We start from the raw sequence: 15,611 nt of genomic DNA, 5'->3' as shown, positions 1-15,611 counted from the left end.
CGGGAAGTCCCCACCACCGGGCAGTTGCTTCCAGTGCCACAGCCACCCCACCCACACGATCTGCAGGACGGCTCCCGTGACCACGAGCAGCGTGCGGTACGCCCTGGACCCGCTCACGTGCACGAGGGCCGCGGCCAGTGGCGCCCACGGCAGCAGCAGCCGGAACGTGGAGGTCTGCGGGTTGAGCACGAGCAGCAGGTAGCACCCGTAGGCGGCGATCCACACGCGCACGAAGAACGGCAGGGCCCGGCGCACGGGAGCCGAACGCAGCATGAGCACCACCGCGACCACGAGCGCCACGGGAGCGAGCAGCCCCACGACCGGGCCGAGCAGCACGGTGGCCTGGTGGAACCACGGGAGCACGGGAATCACGTCCGAGGCACCGCGCCACGCGGCCTCGGTTTCGGTGTACGCCGTGGGCTCCCCCGTGACGGCCCACGCGATTGCCGGCCACGCGAGGGCCGCGGCGCACGCGGTCAGCGCCACGGCGAGCCACCGGTCAACGCAGCGGTACCAGGGACGACGCCGCGCGCGCACGTCCGCTACGCTGCGCCACAGCCACCACACGCCGAGGGCCGCCGCGAGGGCCACCCCGGTGGGACGGGTCAGGGCCTGCAGCACGGTGAACACCACGGCCCAGGCGGGCCGCTCACGCACCACGCACAGGATCGCGCTGAGCAGGATCAGCATGCTCAGGGCCTCCGCGTACGGGGTCTGCAGCACGGGCGCCACGGGGTTGAACGCGAACACCGCCACCGTCCACAGGGCGGGCACCGCCGCTCCCCCGCGCGTGCGCGGGGTGCTCATCACCGGGGCCGTGCACGTGAGGCGGTACAGCACCAGCGCCGCCCCGAACCCCGCCAGCAGGGACACCGTGGCCGCAGTGACCGCCCACCCGGTCCCGGTGACCTCCGCGATCCCGCGCACCAGCAGGGGGTGGACCGGGTAGAACGCCCAGGGGTTCTCGCTCACCGTGCCCAGGGAGTCCCGGGGCAGCTCCGTGGGATACCCCTGCTCGAAGATGGTGCGGTACCAGTCGGAGTCCCACGTGGCCACGAAGTCCAGGTAGCCCAGGGCGCCGTCGCCCCACGGCCCCGGGCCCTGCTGGCCGCCGACCACGCTGAAGACCGCCCACCCCCACACGCGGGAGAGTCCGTAGATCGCGAGCACCGCGAGCCACCACGGGCTCCGGGCCCACGCGCCACTCAGGGCAGCCCGCCACGGACGACGCCGCGCGGTGAGGGCGTCCTCGGCGGTCACCGTTCCGGCGGCGCGCGATGCGCCGAGCGCCCCGTCGTTCACGGTGGAGGGGTGCCCGGGGCCCGCCCGGTGCTCCGCGTCCGCGGGGCGCCGCGCGTCGTCCGATCCTGCGGCGGCGCCGGACCCGGGGGCCACGCCGCCGGGCGCGGCCGCGTCCCTGCGGTCCCGATCCCCCGAATGCCTCCGCCCCGTGTCCCGGGACCGGCTCATGCCTCGGATCCGGGAGCGGTTTCCCCTGGGAGGTCGTGGTCCGGGGTGACGTCGGGGGAACCGGGGCGAGCCGCAGAACGGGGTGCGGCGGCGTCGTCCACCGGAATCCCGGGGTCCTCGGCGTGGACGGACGTGAGGATCTCCAGGACCTCCTCGGCGGTGTCCACCACGCGCAGCAGGTCGAGGTCCGCCTCGCCCACCTTGCCGCCGGCCACGAGGGTGCCCGTGATCCAGTCCAGCAGCGGACCCCAGTACTCGGTGCCCACCAGGATGACGGGGAAGCGGGTGATCTTGCCGGTCTGCACCAGGGTCAGCGCCTCGAACAGCTCGTCCAGGGTGCCGAAGCCACCGGGCAGCGCCACGAAGCCCTGGCTGTACTTCATGAACATGGTCTTGCGCGCGAAGAAGTACCGGAAGTTGATGCCCAGGTCCACCCAGTGGTTCAGGTGCTGCTCGTGGGGCAGCTCGATGCCGATGCCCACGGAGTGGGCGCCCACGTCCACGGCACCACGGTTCGCGGCCTCCATGACACCGGGGCCACCACCCGTGATCACGGCGTAGCCCGCGGCGCCGATCTGCCGCCCGAGCTCGCGGCCCAGCTCGTACTCGGGGTGCCCGGGGGCGGTGCGCGCGGAGCCGAACACGGTGATCGCGGGGCCGAGGTTCGCGAGCGCGTCGAAGCCCTCCACGAACTCCGCCTGGATGCGCAGCACGCGCCACGGGTCCGTGCGGGTGAAGTCGTCCGGCTCCGCGGGGCGCTGGTCCAGGAAGCGCTGGTCGGAGGTGCGGCGCTGCAGCTGGCCGCGGCGCAGCACCACGGGGCCCTTGTGGCGCTCGGCGGGACCGGCGGACGGCGTCTGGGGATCGGTGGTCGTGTGCTGGGAAGTCATGGGCTCAGGCTACGTGGCGGATCAGGACAACCACTGGGACAGGGCACGGTGGCACGCGCGCACGGCGTCGTCGACCACGTGCTCGTCGTCCGTGTGGGCCAGCAGGGCGTCCCCGGGACCGAAGTTCACGGCGGGCACCCCGGCCTCGGAGAACCGGGCCACGTCCGTCCAGCCGTACTTGGGCATGGGCTCCTGGCCCACCGCCGCCACGAACTGCGCGGCTGCCGGGCGGTCCAGTCCGGGCCGCGCCGCCGGGGAGAGGTCCTGCCACTCGATCTCGTACCCCTCGAACACCTCACGGACGTGCTGCTGCGCCTGCTCCAGCGTCTTGTCCGGGGCGAAGCGGTAGTTGACCTCCACCCACGCGGTGTCCGGGATGACGTTGCCGGCCACTCCCCCGCCGATCCGGATGGCGTTGAGCCCCTCGCGGTAGTCCAGCCCCTCCACGGTGATGGTCCGCGGTTCGTAGCGCGCCAGCCGCTCCAGCAGCTCCGCCTGCTTGTGGATCGCGTTGTCCCCGATCCACGCGCGCCCCGAGTGCGAGGCCTTGCCGTGGGTGGTGATCCGCAAGCGCATGGTGCCGTTGCACCCGCCCTCCACCGTGCCGTTGGTGGGTTCCAGCAGCACCGCGAAGTCCGCCTCGAGCAGCTGCGGCGCGTTGCGCATCACGCGCCCCAGACCGCTGGCGTCGCTGGAGACCTCCTCGTGGTCGTAGAACACGTACGTGACGTCCCGGTTCGGCTCCCTCAGCTCGTGGGCCAGCGCGAGCTGCACGGCCACCCCGCCCTTCATGTCCGTGGTGCCGCGGCCGTAGATCACGTCCCGGTCTCCTTCACGACGCCGCACGGACGGCACCGCGCCCAGGGCACCCTCCACGGTGGGCAGGGGCACGGTGTCCAGGTGCCCGGCCAGGATCACCCGTTCCGCACGCCCCAGCTCGGTGCGGGCCACCACGGTGTCCCCGTCCCGGTGCACCGTGAGGTGCGGCAGCTCGCGCAGGGCCGCCTCCACGGCGTCGGCGAGCGGCCCCTCATGGTCCGAGACGGACTCCACGTCCACGAGCGCGGCCGTGAGGTCCGCGGGGTCCATGCTGAGGTCGAGTACGGGTGTCTGCTGATCGGCTGCCATGGCGGCCAGCTTAGTCACCGGGGCCCTGGGGCCCACCGCGAACGACCCGGCTGCCGCCCGGCAGGCTGGTGCGGCGGCGTCGGGCACAGAGGCCCTGGCAGGAAGGTGCGGCACGCCTACCCGCTTAGGATGGAGCCATGACTTCAACGAGCAAGAGCACCGTCAACTCCCGCGTCGCCTCGGGCGTGGGCCTGGCCACCGTGGTGGACGCCGGCGAGCGCGCGGGGACCGTCCTGGACGTCTTCTACCCCGCCCCGGCCCTGAGCGCGAACCCCGATTCCAGCTACGAGGCGGACCTGCGCGTGGCCGCGACCACGGACCCGGACCGCAACGTGCGCTCCGAGATCGTGACCACGGTGATCGACCTCGACGAGGCCCCCCGCGACACCGCCGACGCCTACCTGCGGCTGCACCTGCTCTCCCACCGGCTCGCGCAGCCCAACACGCTCAACCTGGACGGGGTGTTCGGCCTGCTCGCCAACGTGGCGTGGACGAGCCGCGGTCCGGTGCTCGCCGAGGAGCTGACCCGGTCGTTGCTGCGGTTGCGCGCCGGCGGGGCCGTCACGGTGTTCGGCGTGGACAAGTTCCCGCGCATGGTGGACTACGTGGTCCCCTCCGGTGTCCGCATCGGGGACGCGGACCGCGTGCGCCTGGGGGCGCACCTGGGCGAGGGCACCACGGTGATGCACGAGGGCTTCGTGAACTTCAACGCTGGCACCCTGGGCGCTGCCATGGTCGAGGGCCGGATCTCCGCGGGCGTGGTGGTCCACGACCACACGGACATCGGCGGCGGCGCGTCCATCATGGGCACCCTCTCCGGGGGCGGGAAGCAGCGCATCACCCTGGGCGAGCGCTGCCTGCTGGGCGCGAACGCGGGCGTGGGTATCTCCCTGGGAGACGACTGCGTGGTCGAGGCCGGGCTCTACGTCACCGCGGGCACCCGGGTCTCCCTGCTCGACGCCGCCGCGGAACCCCGCGTGGTCAAGGCCTCGGAGCTCTCGGGCGTCTCCAATCTGCTGTTCCGCCGCAACTCCACCACGGGCGCGGTGGAGGCCCTGCCCCGCCGCAACGGCACCGTGGAGCTGAACGCGCAGCTGCACGCGAACTGACGCGGGCGGCGTCGTCCGCCGGCAGGTGGCCGGGTTCCCGGGAGACGGGGAGCCCGGCCACCCGTGTTTCCCGGGTGCACTGGATAGGGTGGAGCCCATGAAGATTCTTGTCACCGGGGGAACCGGCTACATCGGCTCGCACACCGTCCTCGCCCTGCTGGAGGCCGGCCACGACGTGGTCGTTCTGGACAACCTCTCCAACTCCTCCCGCGCGTCCCTGGACCGCGTGGCCGAACTGGCCGGTCGTGACGTGGCGGCGTTCGAGCAGGTGGACCTGCTGGACCGCTCCGGCCTGGACACGGTGTTCCGCGACCACCACCCGGACGCGGTGATCCACTTCGCCGGGCTCAAGGCCGTGGGCGAGTCCGCACAGAAGCCCCTGTGGTACTACACCAACAACGTCTCCGGCACCGTGAACCTGCTGTGGGCCATGGAGGAGAACGACTGCCGCAGCATCGTGTTCTCGTCCTCCGCCACCGTGTACGGCGCGCCGGAGACCATGCCGCTGACCGAGAAGCTGTCCATGGACGCCCAGAACCCCTACGGGCGCACCAAGGAGCACATCGAGGACATGCTCACGGACCTCGCGGCCTCGGACGAGCGCTGGTCCGTGGCGCTGCTGCGCTACTTCAACCCCGTGGGCGCCCACGAGTCCGGTCGGATCGGCGAGGACCCCTCGGGCATCCCCAACAACCTCATGCCGTTCGTCGCCCAGGTGGCCGTGGGGCGGCGCGAGAAGCTCATGGTCTTCGGGGACGACTACCCCACCCCGGACGGCACCGGCGTGCGTGACTACATCCACGTGGTGGACCTCGCGGACGGGCATCTGAGGGCCCTGGACCGCATCAGCGAGGACCCCGGGGTGCACGTGTGGAACCTGGGCACCGGCCGCGGCTACTCGGTCCTGGAGGTCCGGGAGGCGTTCCAGAATGCCTCCGGCCGGGAGATCCCCTACGAGATCGCCCCGCGCCGCCCCGGCGACGCCGCCGTGTCCTACGCGGATCCCGCGTCCGCCCTCGCGGAGCTGGGCTGGTCCGCGGACCGGGACATCGACACCATGTGCCGGGACCACTGGAAATGGCAGAAGAACAACCCCAACGGCTACGAGGGCTGAGACCCTCCCCCGGTCCCGGGCCCGACGCCGCCCGCGCGCCGGCCCGGGTCAGGGGCGCCTGGACGCGCAGCAGAGCCGCACGGCACCCCTGCGACCGCCTCCGTCCCGGCGTCCGCGCCGGGCCCCACGAGAACGCCGCCCCGGTCACCGAGAAGGTGACCGGGGCGGCGTCGTACCGGCAGTGCCGGCCGGCTCAGTTGGCCGTGGGGTAGTGGCGCTCGCCCTCGCCCACGTAGAGCTGGCGGGGACGGCCGATCTTGGTCTCGGGGTCCTCGATCATCTCGCGCCACTGGGCGATCCAGCCGGGCAGGCGTCCGATCGCGAAGAGCACCGTGAACATCTTCTCCGGGAAGCCCATGGCCTTGTAGATCAGGCCCGTGTAGAAGTCCACGTTCGGGTAGAGCTTGCGCTCCACGAAGTAGTCGTCCGCGAGCGCCTTCTCCTCCAGGCCGATGGCCAGGTCCAGCAGCTCGTTGTTGCCGCCCATCTTGGCCAGGACGTCGTGCGCGTAGCCCTTGATGATGCGGGCGCGGGGGTCGTAGTTCTTGTAGACACGGTGCCCGAAGCCCATGAGGCGGACGCCGTCCTCCTTGTTCTTGACCTTCTCCATGAACTCGTCCGCGGAGAGCCCACGGTTCTGGATCTGGTCCAGCATGGCCAGCACGGCCTCGTTGGCGCCGCCGTGCAGCGGGCCGTAGAGGGCGTTGATGCCCGCGGAGACGGACGCGAACATGTTCGCGTGGGAGGAGCCCACCAGGCGCACGGTGGAGGTGGAGCAGTTCTGCTCGTGGTCCGCGTGCAGCATGAACAGGATGTCCAGGGTCTTGGCGACCACCGGGTCCACCTCGTACTCCTCGGCGGGCACGCCGAAGCACATGCGCAGGAAGTTCTCCGCGTAGTTGAGGTTGTTGTGGGGGTAGAGCTGCGGCTCGCCCACGGACTTCTTGTACGCGTACGCGGCCAGGGTGGGGACCTTGGCGAGTAGGCGAATGGTGGAGATCTCCACGTGCTCCTTGTTGAACGGGTCCAGGGAGTCCGAGTAGAACGTGGACAGCGCGGACACGGCCGAGGAGAGCACGGGCATGGGGTGCGCGGAGCGCGGGAAGCCGTTGAAGAACAGCTTGATGTCCTCGTGCACCATGGTGTGCGTGGTGATCCGGTGCTGGAAGTCCTCGTACTGCTCACGCGTGGGCAGCTCGCCGTAGATCAGCAGGTAGGCGGTCTCCAGGAAGTTGGAGTGCTCCGCGAGCTCCTCGATCGGGTAGCCGCGGTAGCGCAGGATGCCCTGGGCGCCGTCGATGTACGTCACCGAGGAGCGGGTGTTCGCGGTGTTGACGAAACCGGGGTCGAAGCTGACGTTGCCGGTCTCCTTGAGCAGCGAGCCGATCCCGTAGCCCTTGTTGCCCTCGGTCACCTCCAGCACGGGGAGGTCCAGGGTCTTGTCCTTGTCGTAGCTCAGTTCCACCTTGCCGGTGTTCTTCTTGGCCTCTGCCATGGTGAGTCCTTCACGGTTTTCTCGGGTGTTCCGCTGATCGGTGCGTCCTCGCATGCCGCCACACCGTCGTGGCGGCGGGAGGGCACGGGCACCGGGCGGGACACGGTGTGATCCTGCACCAACCTACTCGCTAGTGCGAGCGTGATTCCACTTGCCCCGGTGCACGGGGTGCTGTCAGACCGCCCCTTCCAGGCGCTGCACGGCCGCGGCCATGCGCTCGTCCGTGGCGGTCAGGGACAGCCGGACGAAGCCGTGCCCGGCCTCGCCGTAGAACGTCCCGGGGCCCACCACGATGCCCAGGCGGGCGAAGCGCTCCACGGTGGTCCAGGTGTCCTCCCCCGCCGCGCCCCACAGGTACAGCCCCGCCTCGGAGTGCTCGATGCTCAGCCCGAAGGCCTCCACCGCGGGCTTCAGGGCGGCACGACGCTGCCGGTACAGGCTCTTCTGCGCGGCCACGTGGGCGGTGTCCCCCAGGGCCACGCGCATGGCCTCCTGCACGGGGTAGGCCACGATCATCCCCGCGTGCTTGCGGGAGTTGATCAGGGACGGCATGAGCGCGGGGTCCCCGGCGAGGAACGCCGCGCGGTAGCCCGCCAGGTTGGACTGCTTGGACAGAGAGTAGGCACTGAGCAGCAGGGACATGTCCCCGCCGCTGACCCGTGGGTCCAGCACCGAGGGCACGGGCTCCCCGCCCTCGGCGGGATCCCACGCTCCCCAGCCCAGCTCGGCGTAGCACTCGTCGGAGACCACCACGGCACCCTGCGCGCGGGCCTGGTCCACCAGTTCACGCAGGGAGGCGGCGTCGCGCACGATGCCCGTGGGGTTGCCCGGGGAGTTGACCCAGACCATGCGCACGCGTGCGCGCACGGACGGTTCCAGCTCATCCAGGGAGTCGGCGGCCACGGACTCGGCACCCGCGAGCCGCGCCCCGATGTCGTAGGTGGGGTACGCCACCACGGGGCGCACCACCACGTCGCCGGGACCGAGCCCCAGCAGCAGGGGCAGCCACGCCACGAGCTCCTTGGAACCCACGGTGGGCATCACGGCCTCCGGGTCCAGTCCGGGAACACCGCGCCGCTCGGCGTACCACGCGACCACGGCCTCCCGCAGCGCGGGCGTGCCGTGCGTGGTGGGGTAGCCGGGGGCGTCCGCAGCGGCCGCGAGGGCGTCCTGGACCACCAGCGGCGTGGGGTCCACGGGGGTGCCGATGGACAGGTCCACCACACCGTCCGGGTGCTGCTGCGCGAGCTCCCGGTACGGGGCCAGCGCGTTCCACGGGTAGTCGGGCAGGTCCAGGCCGAAGCCGCGCCGCTCGCTCACCCGATCAGTCCTGGTTCTGCGGGGGCAGAGCGGCGATCAGCGGGTGGTCCTTGTGGGTGTTGCCGAGCTTCGCGGCACCGCCCGGGGAGCCGAGGTCGTCGAAGAACTCCACGTTGGCCTTGTAGTAGTCCGCCCACTCCTCGGGGGTGTCGTCCTCGTAGTAGATGGCCTCCACGGGGCACACCGGCTCGCACGCACCGCAGTCCACGCACTCGTCCGGGTGGATGTAGAGCGTGCGCTCACCCTCGTAGATGCAGTCCACGGGGCACTCCTCCACGCACGCCTTGTCCTTGACGTCCACGCAGGGCTGAGCAATCACGTAAGTCACGGGTGACGGACCTTTCCTTCAGTTCCCAAGTTGTCGTTCATTCTAGCGACGGGCTCCCGACGCTACCGCGCCCGCAGGCGCACGAGCCAACGGCCCGTCACAATCACGGAGCACATGACGGCCGCGAAGACCACCACGAACCACAGGATCCCCACCACGCCGATCGGGGCCTGCCACGTGGTGACCACCAGTGCGGAGCCCTCTCGCAGGTACGCCCCGGCCCACGCGATCACGTAGGTCACGAGTCCGGGCACCGCCGCCGCCCACACACGCTCAGTGGACGTGCCGCACCACACGCTGGCACTCAGCAGCAGCGCACCGGAGAACACGAGACCCCACGGCAGCCACCAGCCGTCCAGGTACCAGATGTTCCCGTGCATGGCCGTGGCCACCGCGCCGACCAGCAGCCCCGTGAGCACGGCGGTCAGCACCGACGACGCCGTTCCCGGCCGCTCGCGGGCCGCGACGGTCTCTGCGGTGTCACCGTGCGCGACGGTTTCCGCGTCGGAGCCGACCCCGGAAGTGCGCTCGGCGGAGGTGTCGTGCCTGGACACGGATGCCACGCCGTCCACGGGCCCCGTGGCGGCACGCTCCGAGGACCCGGCGGGCGCCTCGTCAGTGGACCCGGTGCCCGGGACGGAGGAGCCGGCCGCCCAGGGGGCAGCGCGGCGCGGGGTGTCCTGCCCGCTCATCCCCGGTCCCCTCGGAGCAGCCGGAAGGTCTCCGTGGAGTGGATCGACTGCGGCACGCCGTTGGACATCGTGTACGAGGGATCGGCGGGGTCCTCCGCGAGCACGATCTGCGTGGCGTGCGCGGCCATGGCGGCGCGCTTGACCGCGAGGTCCCCGTGGATCGCGGCCTGGGGACGCGTATCCGTCGGGTCCACCTCGGACTCGATGCCCCACGTCAGGGGCACGTCCCACGCGGGGTCCTCGGCGTCGTCGGACGCGGCGGCCGCCTCGACCGCGCGCACGGTGATCCGGTGCGTGGCCACGTGGTCGGGGTGGCCGTAGCCACCGTCGTCCGCGTACGTGACCACGGCGTGCGGGCGCAGCGCACGGATCGCGGCGGCTACGTGGGCCGCGGCCTCGTCCGGGTCCGCAGCCGTCAGCGCGGCCGGGGAGACGTCCGCTGTCGGCTGGGCGAAGCCGTCGGGGCCCCAGCTCATGCCGGAGTCCACGTACTTCCCCGCACCGTTGGCGAAGCCCACGGAGGCGTCCAGGGCGGGAGGCTCCCCCGCGTAGAACCGGTCCGTGAGACCCATGGCGGCCGCGGCGGCGTCGAGCTCGGAGATCCGGTACAGCCCCAGGGCGGTGCCGTCCGTGTCCGGGCAGCCCGGCTGGCCCACCTCGAGGTGGCGCAGCGCGGGCGGGATGACCTCCCCGCGCTCACCGCGCGTCATGGTCAGCAGCACCGTGGTGGCGCCCAGGCCGCTGTAGTGGCCCATGGACGCGGCGGTGTTGATCGCCTCGTCGTCCGGGTGGGCGTGCACGAACAGCAGACGCGCCCGGGCGGGGTCCACACCCGCGGGCAGCAGCGTGTTCGCCGCGCCCGCGATGGCGTGTCCCCCGCCCGGGTACTTCGGGTCGACCACGATCAGGCGCGGGCCCGCTGACGGGCGACCTTGAGCCGCTCGTTGGCGTCCAGGACCACCTTGCGGATGCGGATGGCCTCCGGGGTGACCTCCACGCACTCGTCCTCGCGGGCGAACTCGAGGCACTCCTCGAGCGTGAGCTTGCGCGGCGGGGTGAGGTTCTCGAACGTCTCCGAGGAGGCCGCACGCATGTTGGTGAGCTTCTTCTCCTTGGTGATGTTCACGTCCATGTCGTCCGCGCGCGAGTTCTCGCCCACGATCATGCCCTCGTAGACCTCGGAGGTGGGCTCCACGAAGAACGAGCCGCGCTCCTGCAGGTTGATCATGGCGAACGGGGTCACCACGCCGGCGCGGTCCGCGACCATGGAGCCGTTGGTGCGGTACTCGATCTCCCCGGCCCACGGCTCGTAGCCGTCCGCGTAGGAGGAGGCGATGCCCGCGCCGCGGGTGTCCGTGAGGAACTTGGTACGGAAGCCGATCAGACCGCGGGAGGGGACCTTGAACTCCATGCGCACCCAGCCGGTGCCGTGGTTGCTCATGCCCTCCATGCGGCCCTTGCGCCCGGCCATCAGCTGCGTGACCGCACCCAGGTACTCCTCGGGGACGTCGATGGTCATGTGCTCGTAGGGCTCGTGGACCTTGCCGTCCACGGTCTTGGTGACCACCTGGGGCTTGCCCGCGGTGAGCTCGAAGCCCTCGCGGCGCATCTGCTCCACCAGGATGGCCAGGGCCAGCTCGCCGCGGCCCTGGACCTCCCACGCGTCCGGACGCTGGGTGGGGAGGATCTTCAGCGAGACGTTGCCGATCAGCTCCTTGTCCAGGCGGTCCTTGACCTGGCGCGCGGTGACCTTGGCACCCTTGACGCGCCCGGCCAGCGGGGAGGTGTTGATGCCAATGGTCATGGAGATCGCGGGATCGTCCACGGTGATCAGGGGCAGCGGCTCCGGGTTCTCCAGGTCCGTGAGGGTCTCGCCGATGGTTATGTCCTCGATGCCCGCCACGGCCACGATCTCACCGGGGCCGGCGCTCTCCGCGGGCACGCGGTCCAGGCCTTTGGTGGCGAGCAGCTCGGAGATCCGCACGCTCTTGATGGTGCCGTCCTGGCGCGCCCAGGCCACGGTCTGGCCCTTCTTGAGGGTGCCGTTGAAGATGCGCAGCAGCGCGAGACGGCCCAGGAACGGGGAGGCGTCCAGGTTGGTCACGTGGGCCTGCAGCACGCCCTCGGGGTTGTAGGACGGCGCTGGGATGTGCTCGATGATGGTCTTGAACAGCGGCTCGAGGTCCTCGTTGTCCGGCAGCTCGCCGTTGGCGGGCTGGTCCGTGGAGGCGCGCCCGGCCTTGCCGGAGGCGTAGACCACGGGGACGTCCAGCACGGCGTCCAGGTCCAGGTCCGGGTTGTCCTCGGCGATGTCCGAGGCCAGGCCCAGCAGCAGGTCCATGGTGTCAGAGACGACCTCTTCGATGCGGGCATCGGGGCGGTCCACCTTGTTGACGACCACGATCACGGGCAGCTTGGCCTCGAGGGCCTTGCGCAGCACGAAGCGGGTCTGGGGCAGGGGGCCCTCGGAGGCGTCCACGAGCAGCACCACGCCGTCCACCATGGACAGCCCGCGCTCCACCTCGCCGCCGAAGTCCGCGTGGCCCGGGGTGTCGATCACGTTGATGGTGATGGTCTCGCCGTTCGCGGCGGGCCCGTCGTAGAACACCGTGGTGTTCTTGGCGAGGATCGTGATGCCCTTCTCGCGCTCCAGGTCGCCGGAGTCCATGACCCGCTCCTCGACCTCTCCGTGGCTGGAGAACGCGTGCGTCTGCTGGAGCATGGCGTCGACGATGGTGGTCTTGCCGTGGTCAACGTGGGCCACGATGGCCACGTTGCGCAGATCGGCGCGCTGGGCGGTGTTTTCAGACATACACGAGTCTCTCTTCGCAGGTAGAGGCAGAGGGGAATCGTAGCGATTCTACTCCCCTCCGCCCACGCACCCGCACACGCGTGACGGATCTCTCCGCTCAGCCCAGCAGCTCGGGCCGCTCCTTCTCCTGCCCCAGCACGTGCTCACCCACGAACGCGAGCACGGTCTCGTACCACGTGCGCGCGTTGGCTGGCTTGAGGATCCAGTGCCCCTCGTCCGGGTAGTACAGGAAGCGGTGCCCCTCCACCCCCGTGCGCTGCTGCAGGTCCGCCCACAGCTCGATGCCCTGGGAGATGGGCACGCGGTAGTCCTTGTCCCCGTGGATCACCAGCAGCGGCACCTCGATGTCCTCCGCGAACCGGTGCGGGGAGTAGGTGCCCGCCTGGGAGGGCCCCATGGCCTCGCGCCACAGGGTGTTGTCCGTGGTGGCGCCCATGGTGTCCAGGTTCCACAGGGACGCGTGCGTGACGATGCACCGGAACCGGTCCCCCGTGTGGGTGGCCACCCAGTTGGCCATGTACCCGCCGTAGGACCCGCCCATCAGGGCCTGCCGCTGCCGGTCGATGTCCGGGCGCGCGGTGGCGGCCTCCGTCAGGGCCATGACGTCCGTGAACGGCGCGCCACCCAGTTCCTGCTGACCGCGGTCGATCATCGTCTGTCCGTAGCCCGTGGAGATCGCTGGGTCCGGCAGCAGCACCGCGTAGCCCTGGGCCACGAACGGCCACGGGCTCCAGCGCCAGCTCCACTGGTTGTTGGAGCCCCACGGCCCGCCGTGGACGGACACGAGCAGGGGGTGCCGCGCGGCGTCGTCGGCGGGGTGCGGCAGGGCGAGCCACGCCCGGATCTCCGTGCCGTCCTCCGCCGTGGTGGTGACCTCCTCCAGGCGACCGGGGACCTCGTGCTCCGGGACGAGGCCCGCCACGGGTGCCGGCTCGGCCGAGCCGGTCGCGGCCGTCACAGGCCACCGGACGAGCTCGAAGGGGTGGGCGTAGCTCGCGCGCAGCCCCACCAGCTGGTCGCCCGCGACCTGCACCGAGGAGTAGGTCTCGTCCTGGTCCGGGCCGCCGGCGGCGGTCTCGACCACGCTCGCTCCGCCACGCGGGCAGCGCACGCGCAGCACGATGCCGCGGCCGCGGTGGTCGGCGGTGCACACGAAGGTCTCGTCGTCCACCCAGTGCGGGTCCTGCGCCCAGTGCTCGTCCGCGGGGACCACCTCGGTCTCCTCGCCGCTCGCGAGGTCGTGCACCCACACGGACACGGCCATGCTCACGCCCTCGCGCCACAGCAGCTGGCGCCCGAGCAGCGCCCGGGTGCCGTCGGGGCTGATCTCGGCGGGAGCCCACATCTGCGCCTCGTCCGTGTCGTGCAGCAGCACGGCCTCGTCACCGTGCTCCGCGGCCACCGGCAGCCGCCACAGCTGCGAACGCTGCGTGCCCTCCGGCAGCAGGGTGGACACGGTGGCCAGCAGCCACGTGCCGTCCGGGGCCACGGTGTACTGGCCCAGCCGGCCCTCGGGCAGCTCCACCCGCCGCACGGCCTCCACGGGGTCGACGCCGCCCGCCACGGCGGCGGTGTCCAGGAACCACAGCGCGTCCTGCGCGGCGGGGAGGTCGTGGTCCCAGAAGCGCATGGGCGCGCTGTCGTAGAGGATCCCGCTGACCCCCGTCTCGTCGCGGCGGTCGTGGATCTCGCGGTTGCGCGCGAACTCTTCCCGGGCCCCGCGGGCCGCGGGAAACAGGCCGGAGACGAAGAACAGCCGGTCACCGCCGAGCTCGAGGTTCGACACCCCCTCCGGGGCGTCCAGGACCATGCGCGCCTCGCCGTGCTCGGGGAGCAGCCACAGCCGGGTGCGCTTGGCGTCGTCCCCGGCCACGGGCCGGCCTGAGGTGAACCACACGGATCCCGAGGACGTGGGGCGGACCTCCTGGACTCCGTGGTCCCCGTGGGTGAGCTGCACCGGCTCTCCGTGACGGGGCACGGCCCACGCGTGCTTCACGTAGCGCTTGGCGTCGGAGGAGAGCTCCTGCCGCAGGGCCACCACGGGCCCCGCGCGGTGGGTGGCCAGACCGGAGAGCCGCGGGACGGTCACGAGCTGTTCGGGAATCGAGTAACCGGAAGTCATGTGTCGTACATTACAGACGGCCTCGGCCACCCCGGGTCCGTGACAGGGCGCCGTCCGCGCTACCGTGACCCAGGATCCCCACCGGTCAGCAGCAAGGAGTGCCCGCATGACCTCCGCGAAGGGCAGCCTCGCCTGGGCCCTGCGGGTCACCGTGCCCGTGGCCATGGGGTACCTGCCCCTGGGCATGGCCTTCGGCGCCTACTCGGTGTCCCTGGGTTTCGCGCCCTACCTCGCACCCCTCACCGCCCTGGTGGTCTTCGCAGGGTCCATCGAGTTCCTGCTCGTGGGCCTCGTGGCCGCCGGCGCGGGACTCGCACAGATCGCCGTGACCACCCTTTTGGTCAACGCCCGCCACGTGTTCTACGGCTTTTCCTACCCCACACACCTGCTGCGCACACCGTTCGCCAGGTTCTACGGCCCCTACGCGTTGACCGACGAGGCCTACGCGCTCATCACCAGCGGCGTGCGCCCCACCACCGAGCGCGAGCTGATGCTGATCCAGGGCGTCTCCCACCTGTACTGGGTGCTCGGCGCGGCCGTGGGCGCTGTGGCCGGCGGGCTCGTCCCCGCCTCGTGGGACGGATTCGACTTCGCCCTCACCGGACTCTTCTCCCTGCTGTTCATGGGCGCCATCACCGCGGCCGCGCAGCGGACCAGGATCTTGGCGGCCGCCCTCGCCTCCATCGGCGTGGGTCTGCTGCTCCCCCGGGACCTGTTCCTGCTCGGCGCCATGCTCTGCTACGCCCTGCTGTGCGTGCTCATGGTGAAGAGACCGCGCTCCGGCCACGGTGTGCCCACCCCCGAGAGCGGGGTGTGAGATGCTCGCCGCCATCGCAGTGTGCGCCGCCGTCACCTTTGCGCTGCGATTCATTCCCGTGCAGCTGGCGCACAGATACCGCGACCGCGAGGACCTGCAGGAATTGTCCGCGCTGCTTCCGGCGGGACTCATGCTCATCCTGGTGGCCTACACGCTGCTGGAGGCGGATTCCGGGGTGCAGCTGTCCCGTCTGGTGCTCGCAGCGGCGGTGTCCGTGCTGGTTAACCTGGCCTCGCGCAACTTCCTGATCGGCTTCATCGCGGGTTTCGCGGCGTACTCCCTGTCCGGTCTGGTGCTGACCTGATTAAGAAACA

At 71.2% G+C, this 15,611-nt stretch carries 14 protein-coding genes; 4 read left to right on the top strand and 10 right to left on the bottom strand.

What is annotated here, in order from left to right:
- The 3 genes from QL985_RS02305 to dapE form a co-directional block, all read right to left on the bottom strand.
- A partial coding sequence (locus tag QL985_RS02305; protein WP_290147539.1) for a hypothetical protein occupies positions 1-1,470 on the bottom strand: 1,470 nt, incomplete at its 3' end.
- Positions 1,467-2,360, bottom strand: coding sequence for a TIGR00730 family Rossman fold protein (locus QL985_RS02300; RefSeq protein WP_102613178.1), 894 nt, complete (start codon positions 2,358-2,360; stop codon positions 1,467-1,469). The genes QL985_RS02300 and QL985_RS02305, both read right to left, overlap by 4 nt.
- Before the next feature lie 21 nt (positions 2,361-2,381).
- Positions 2,382-3,488, bottom strand: coding sequence for a succinyl-diaminopimelate desuccinylase (gene dapE / locus QL985_RS02295; protein WP_039101739.1), 1,107 nt, complete (start codon positions 3,486-3,488; stop codon positions 2,382-2,384).
- A 137-nt stretch (positions 3,489-3,625) separates the two neighbouring features.
- On the opposite strand from dapE, the gene dapD reads away from it, so the two are divergent.
- Both dapD and galE read left to right on the top strand, forming a co-directional pair.
- Complete coding sequence (gene dapD / locus QL985_RS02290) at positions 3,626-4,597, top strand: 2,3,4,5-tetrahydropyridine-2,6-dicarboxylate N-succinyltransferase (RefSeq protein WP_102613179.1); 972 nt, start codon at positions 3,626-3,628, stop codon at positions 4,595-4,597.
- 97 nt (positions 4,598-4,694) lie between these two features.
- Positions 4,695-5,711, top strand: coding sequence for a UDP-glucose 4-epimerase GalE (galE, locus tag QL985_RS02285; protein WP_102613180.1), 1,017 nt, complete (start codon positions 4,695-4,697; stop codon positions 5,709-5,711).
- A gap of 193 nt (positions 5,712-5,904) precedes the next feature.
- Here galE and QL985_RS02280 read toward each other — a convergent pair whose 3' ends face one another.
- From QL985_RS02280 to QL985_RS02250, 7 genes are all read right to left on the bottom strand, one after another.
- Entirely contained in the window at positions 5,905-7,206 is a 1,302-nt protein-coding gene (locus QL985_RS02280; protein ID WP_102613181.1) for a citrate synthase, read from the bottom strand.
- A 174-nt stretch (positions 7,207-7,380) separates the two neighbouring features.
- Positions 7,381-8,526, bottom strand: coding sequence for a succinyldiaminopimelate transaminase (gene dapC / locus QL985_RS02275; RefSeq protein WP_102613182.1), 1,146 nt, complete (start codon positions 8,524-8,526; stop codon positions 7,381-7,383).
- Between the two features lie 4 nt (positions 8,527-8,530).
- A complete protein-coding gene (gene fdxA / locus QL985_RS02270) occupies positions 8,531-8,854 on the bottom strand; it encodes a ferredoxin (RefSeq protein ID WP_019309481.1) in 324 nt (107 codons plus the stop codon).
- A gap of 62 nt (positions 8,855-8,916) precedes the next feature.
- Entirely contained in the window at positions 8,917-9,546 is a 630-nt protein-coding gene (locus QL985_RS02265) for a hypothetical protein (protein WP_102613183.1), read from the bottom strand.
- The gene (locus QL985_RS02260; RefSeq protein WP_124109261.1) at positions 9,543-10,448 is read right to left on the bottom strand and encodes a PIG-L family deacetylase; all 906 of its coding nucleotides are present in this window, start codon (positions 10,446-10,448) and stop codon (positions 9,543-9,545) included. Before QL985_RS02260 ends, QL985_RS02265 begins: the two co-directional genes overlap by 4 nt.
- Before the next feature lie 2 nt (positions 10,449-10,450).
- Positions 10,451-12,358, bottom strand: coding sequence for a translational GTPase TypA (typA, locus tag QL985_RS02255; RefSeq protein ID WP_102613185.1), 1,908 nt, complete (start codon positions 12,356-12,358; stop codon positions 10,451-10,453).
- A 97-nt stretch (positions 12,359-12,455) separates the two neighbouring features.
- Positions 12,456-14,480: a prolyl oligopeptidase family serine peptidase gene (locus QL985_RS02250; RefSeq protein WP_102613186.1), complete on the bottom strand. Its 2,025-nt coding sequence runs from the start codon at positions 14,478-14,480 to the stop codon at positions 12,456-12,458.
- Positions 14,481-14,586: 106 nt separating this feature from the next.
- Here QL985_RS02250 and QL985_RS02245 point away from each other — a divergent pair, with 106 nt between their 5' ends.
- Both QL985_RS02245 and QL985_RS02240 read left to right on the top strand, forming a co-directional pair.
- Entirely contained in the window at positions 14,587-15,297 is a 711-nt protein-coding gene (locus QL985_RS02245; protein ID WP_102613187.1) for an AzlC family ABC transporter permease, read from the top strand.
- 1 nt (position 15,298) lies between these two features.
- Positions 15,299-15,601: an AzlD domain-containing protein gene (locus QL985_RS02240; RefSeq protein ID WP_019309487.1), complete on the top strand. Its 303-nt coding sequence runs from the start codon at positions 15,299-15,301 to the stop codon at positions 15,599-15,601.
- Positions 15,602-15,611: the final 10 nt, after the last annotated feature.

The organism is Kocuria sp. APC 4018 (assembly GCF_030407675.1).
Taxonomy (GTDB): domain Bacteria; phylum Actinomycetota; class Actinomycetes; order Actinomycetales; family Micrococcaceae; genus Kocuria; species Kocuria rhizophila.
The sequence above is the reverse complement of the archived record's forward strand: the minus strand, read 5'-3'. Positions and strand labels throughout refer to the sequence as shown.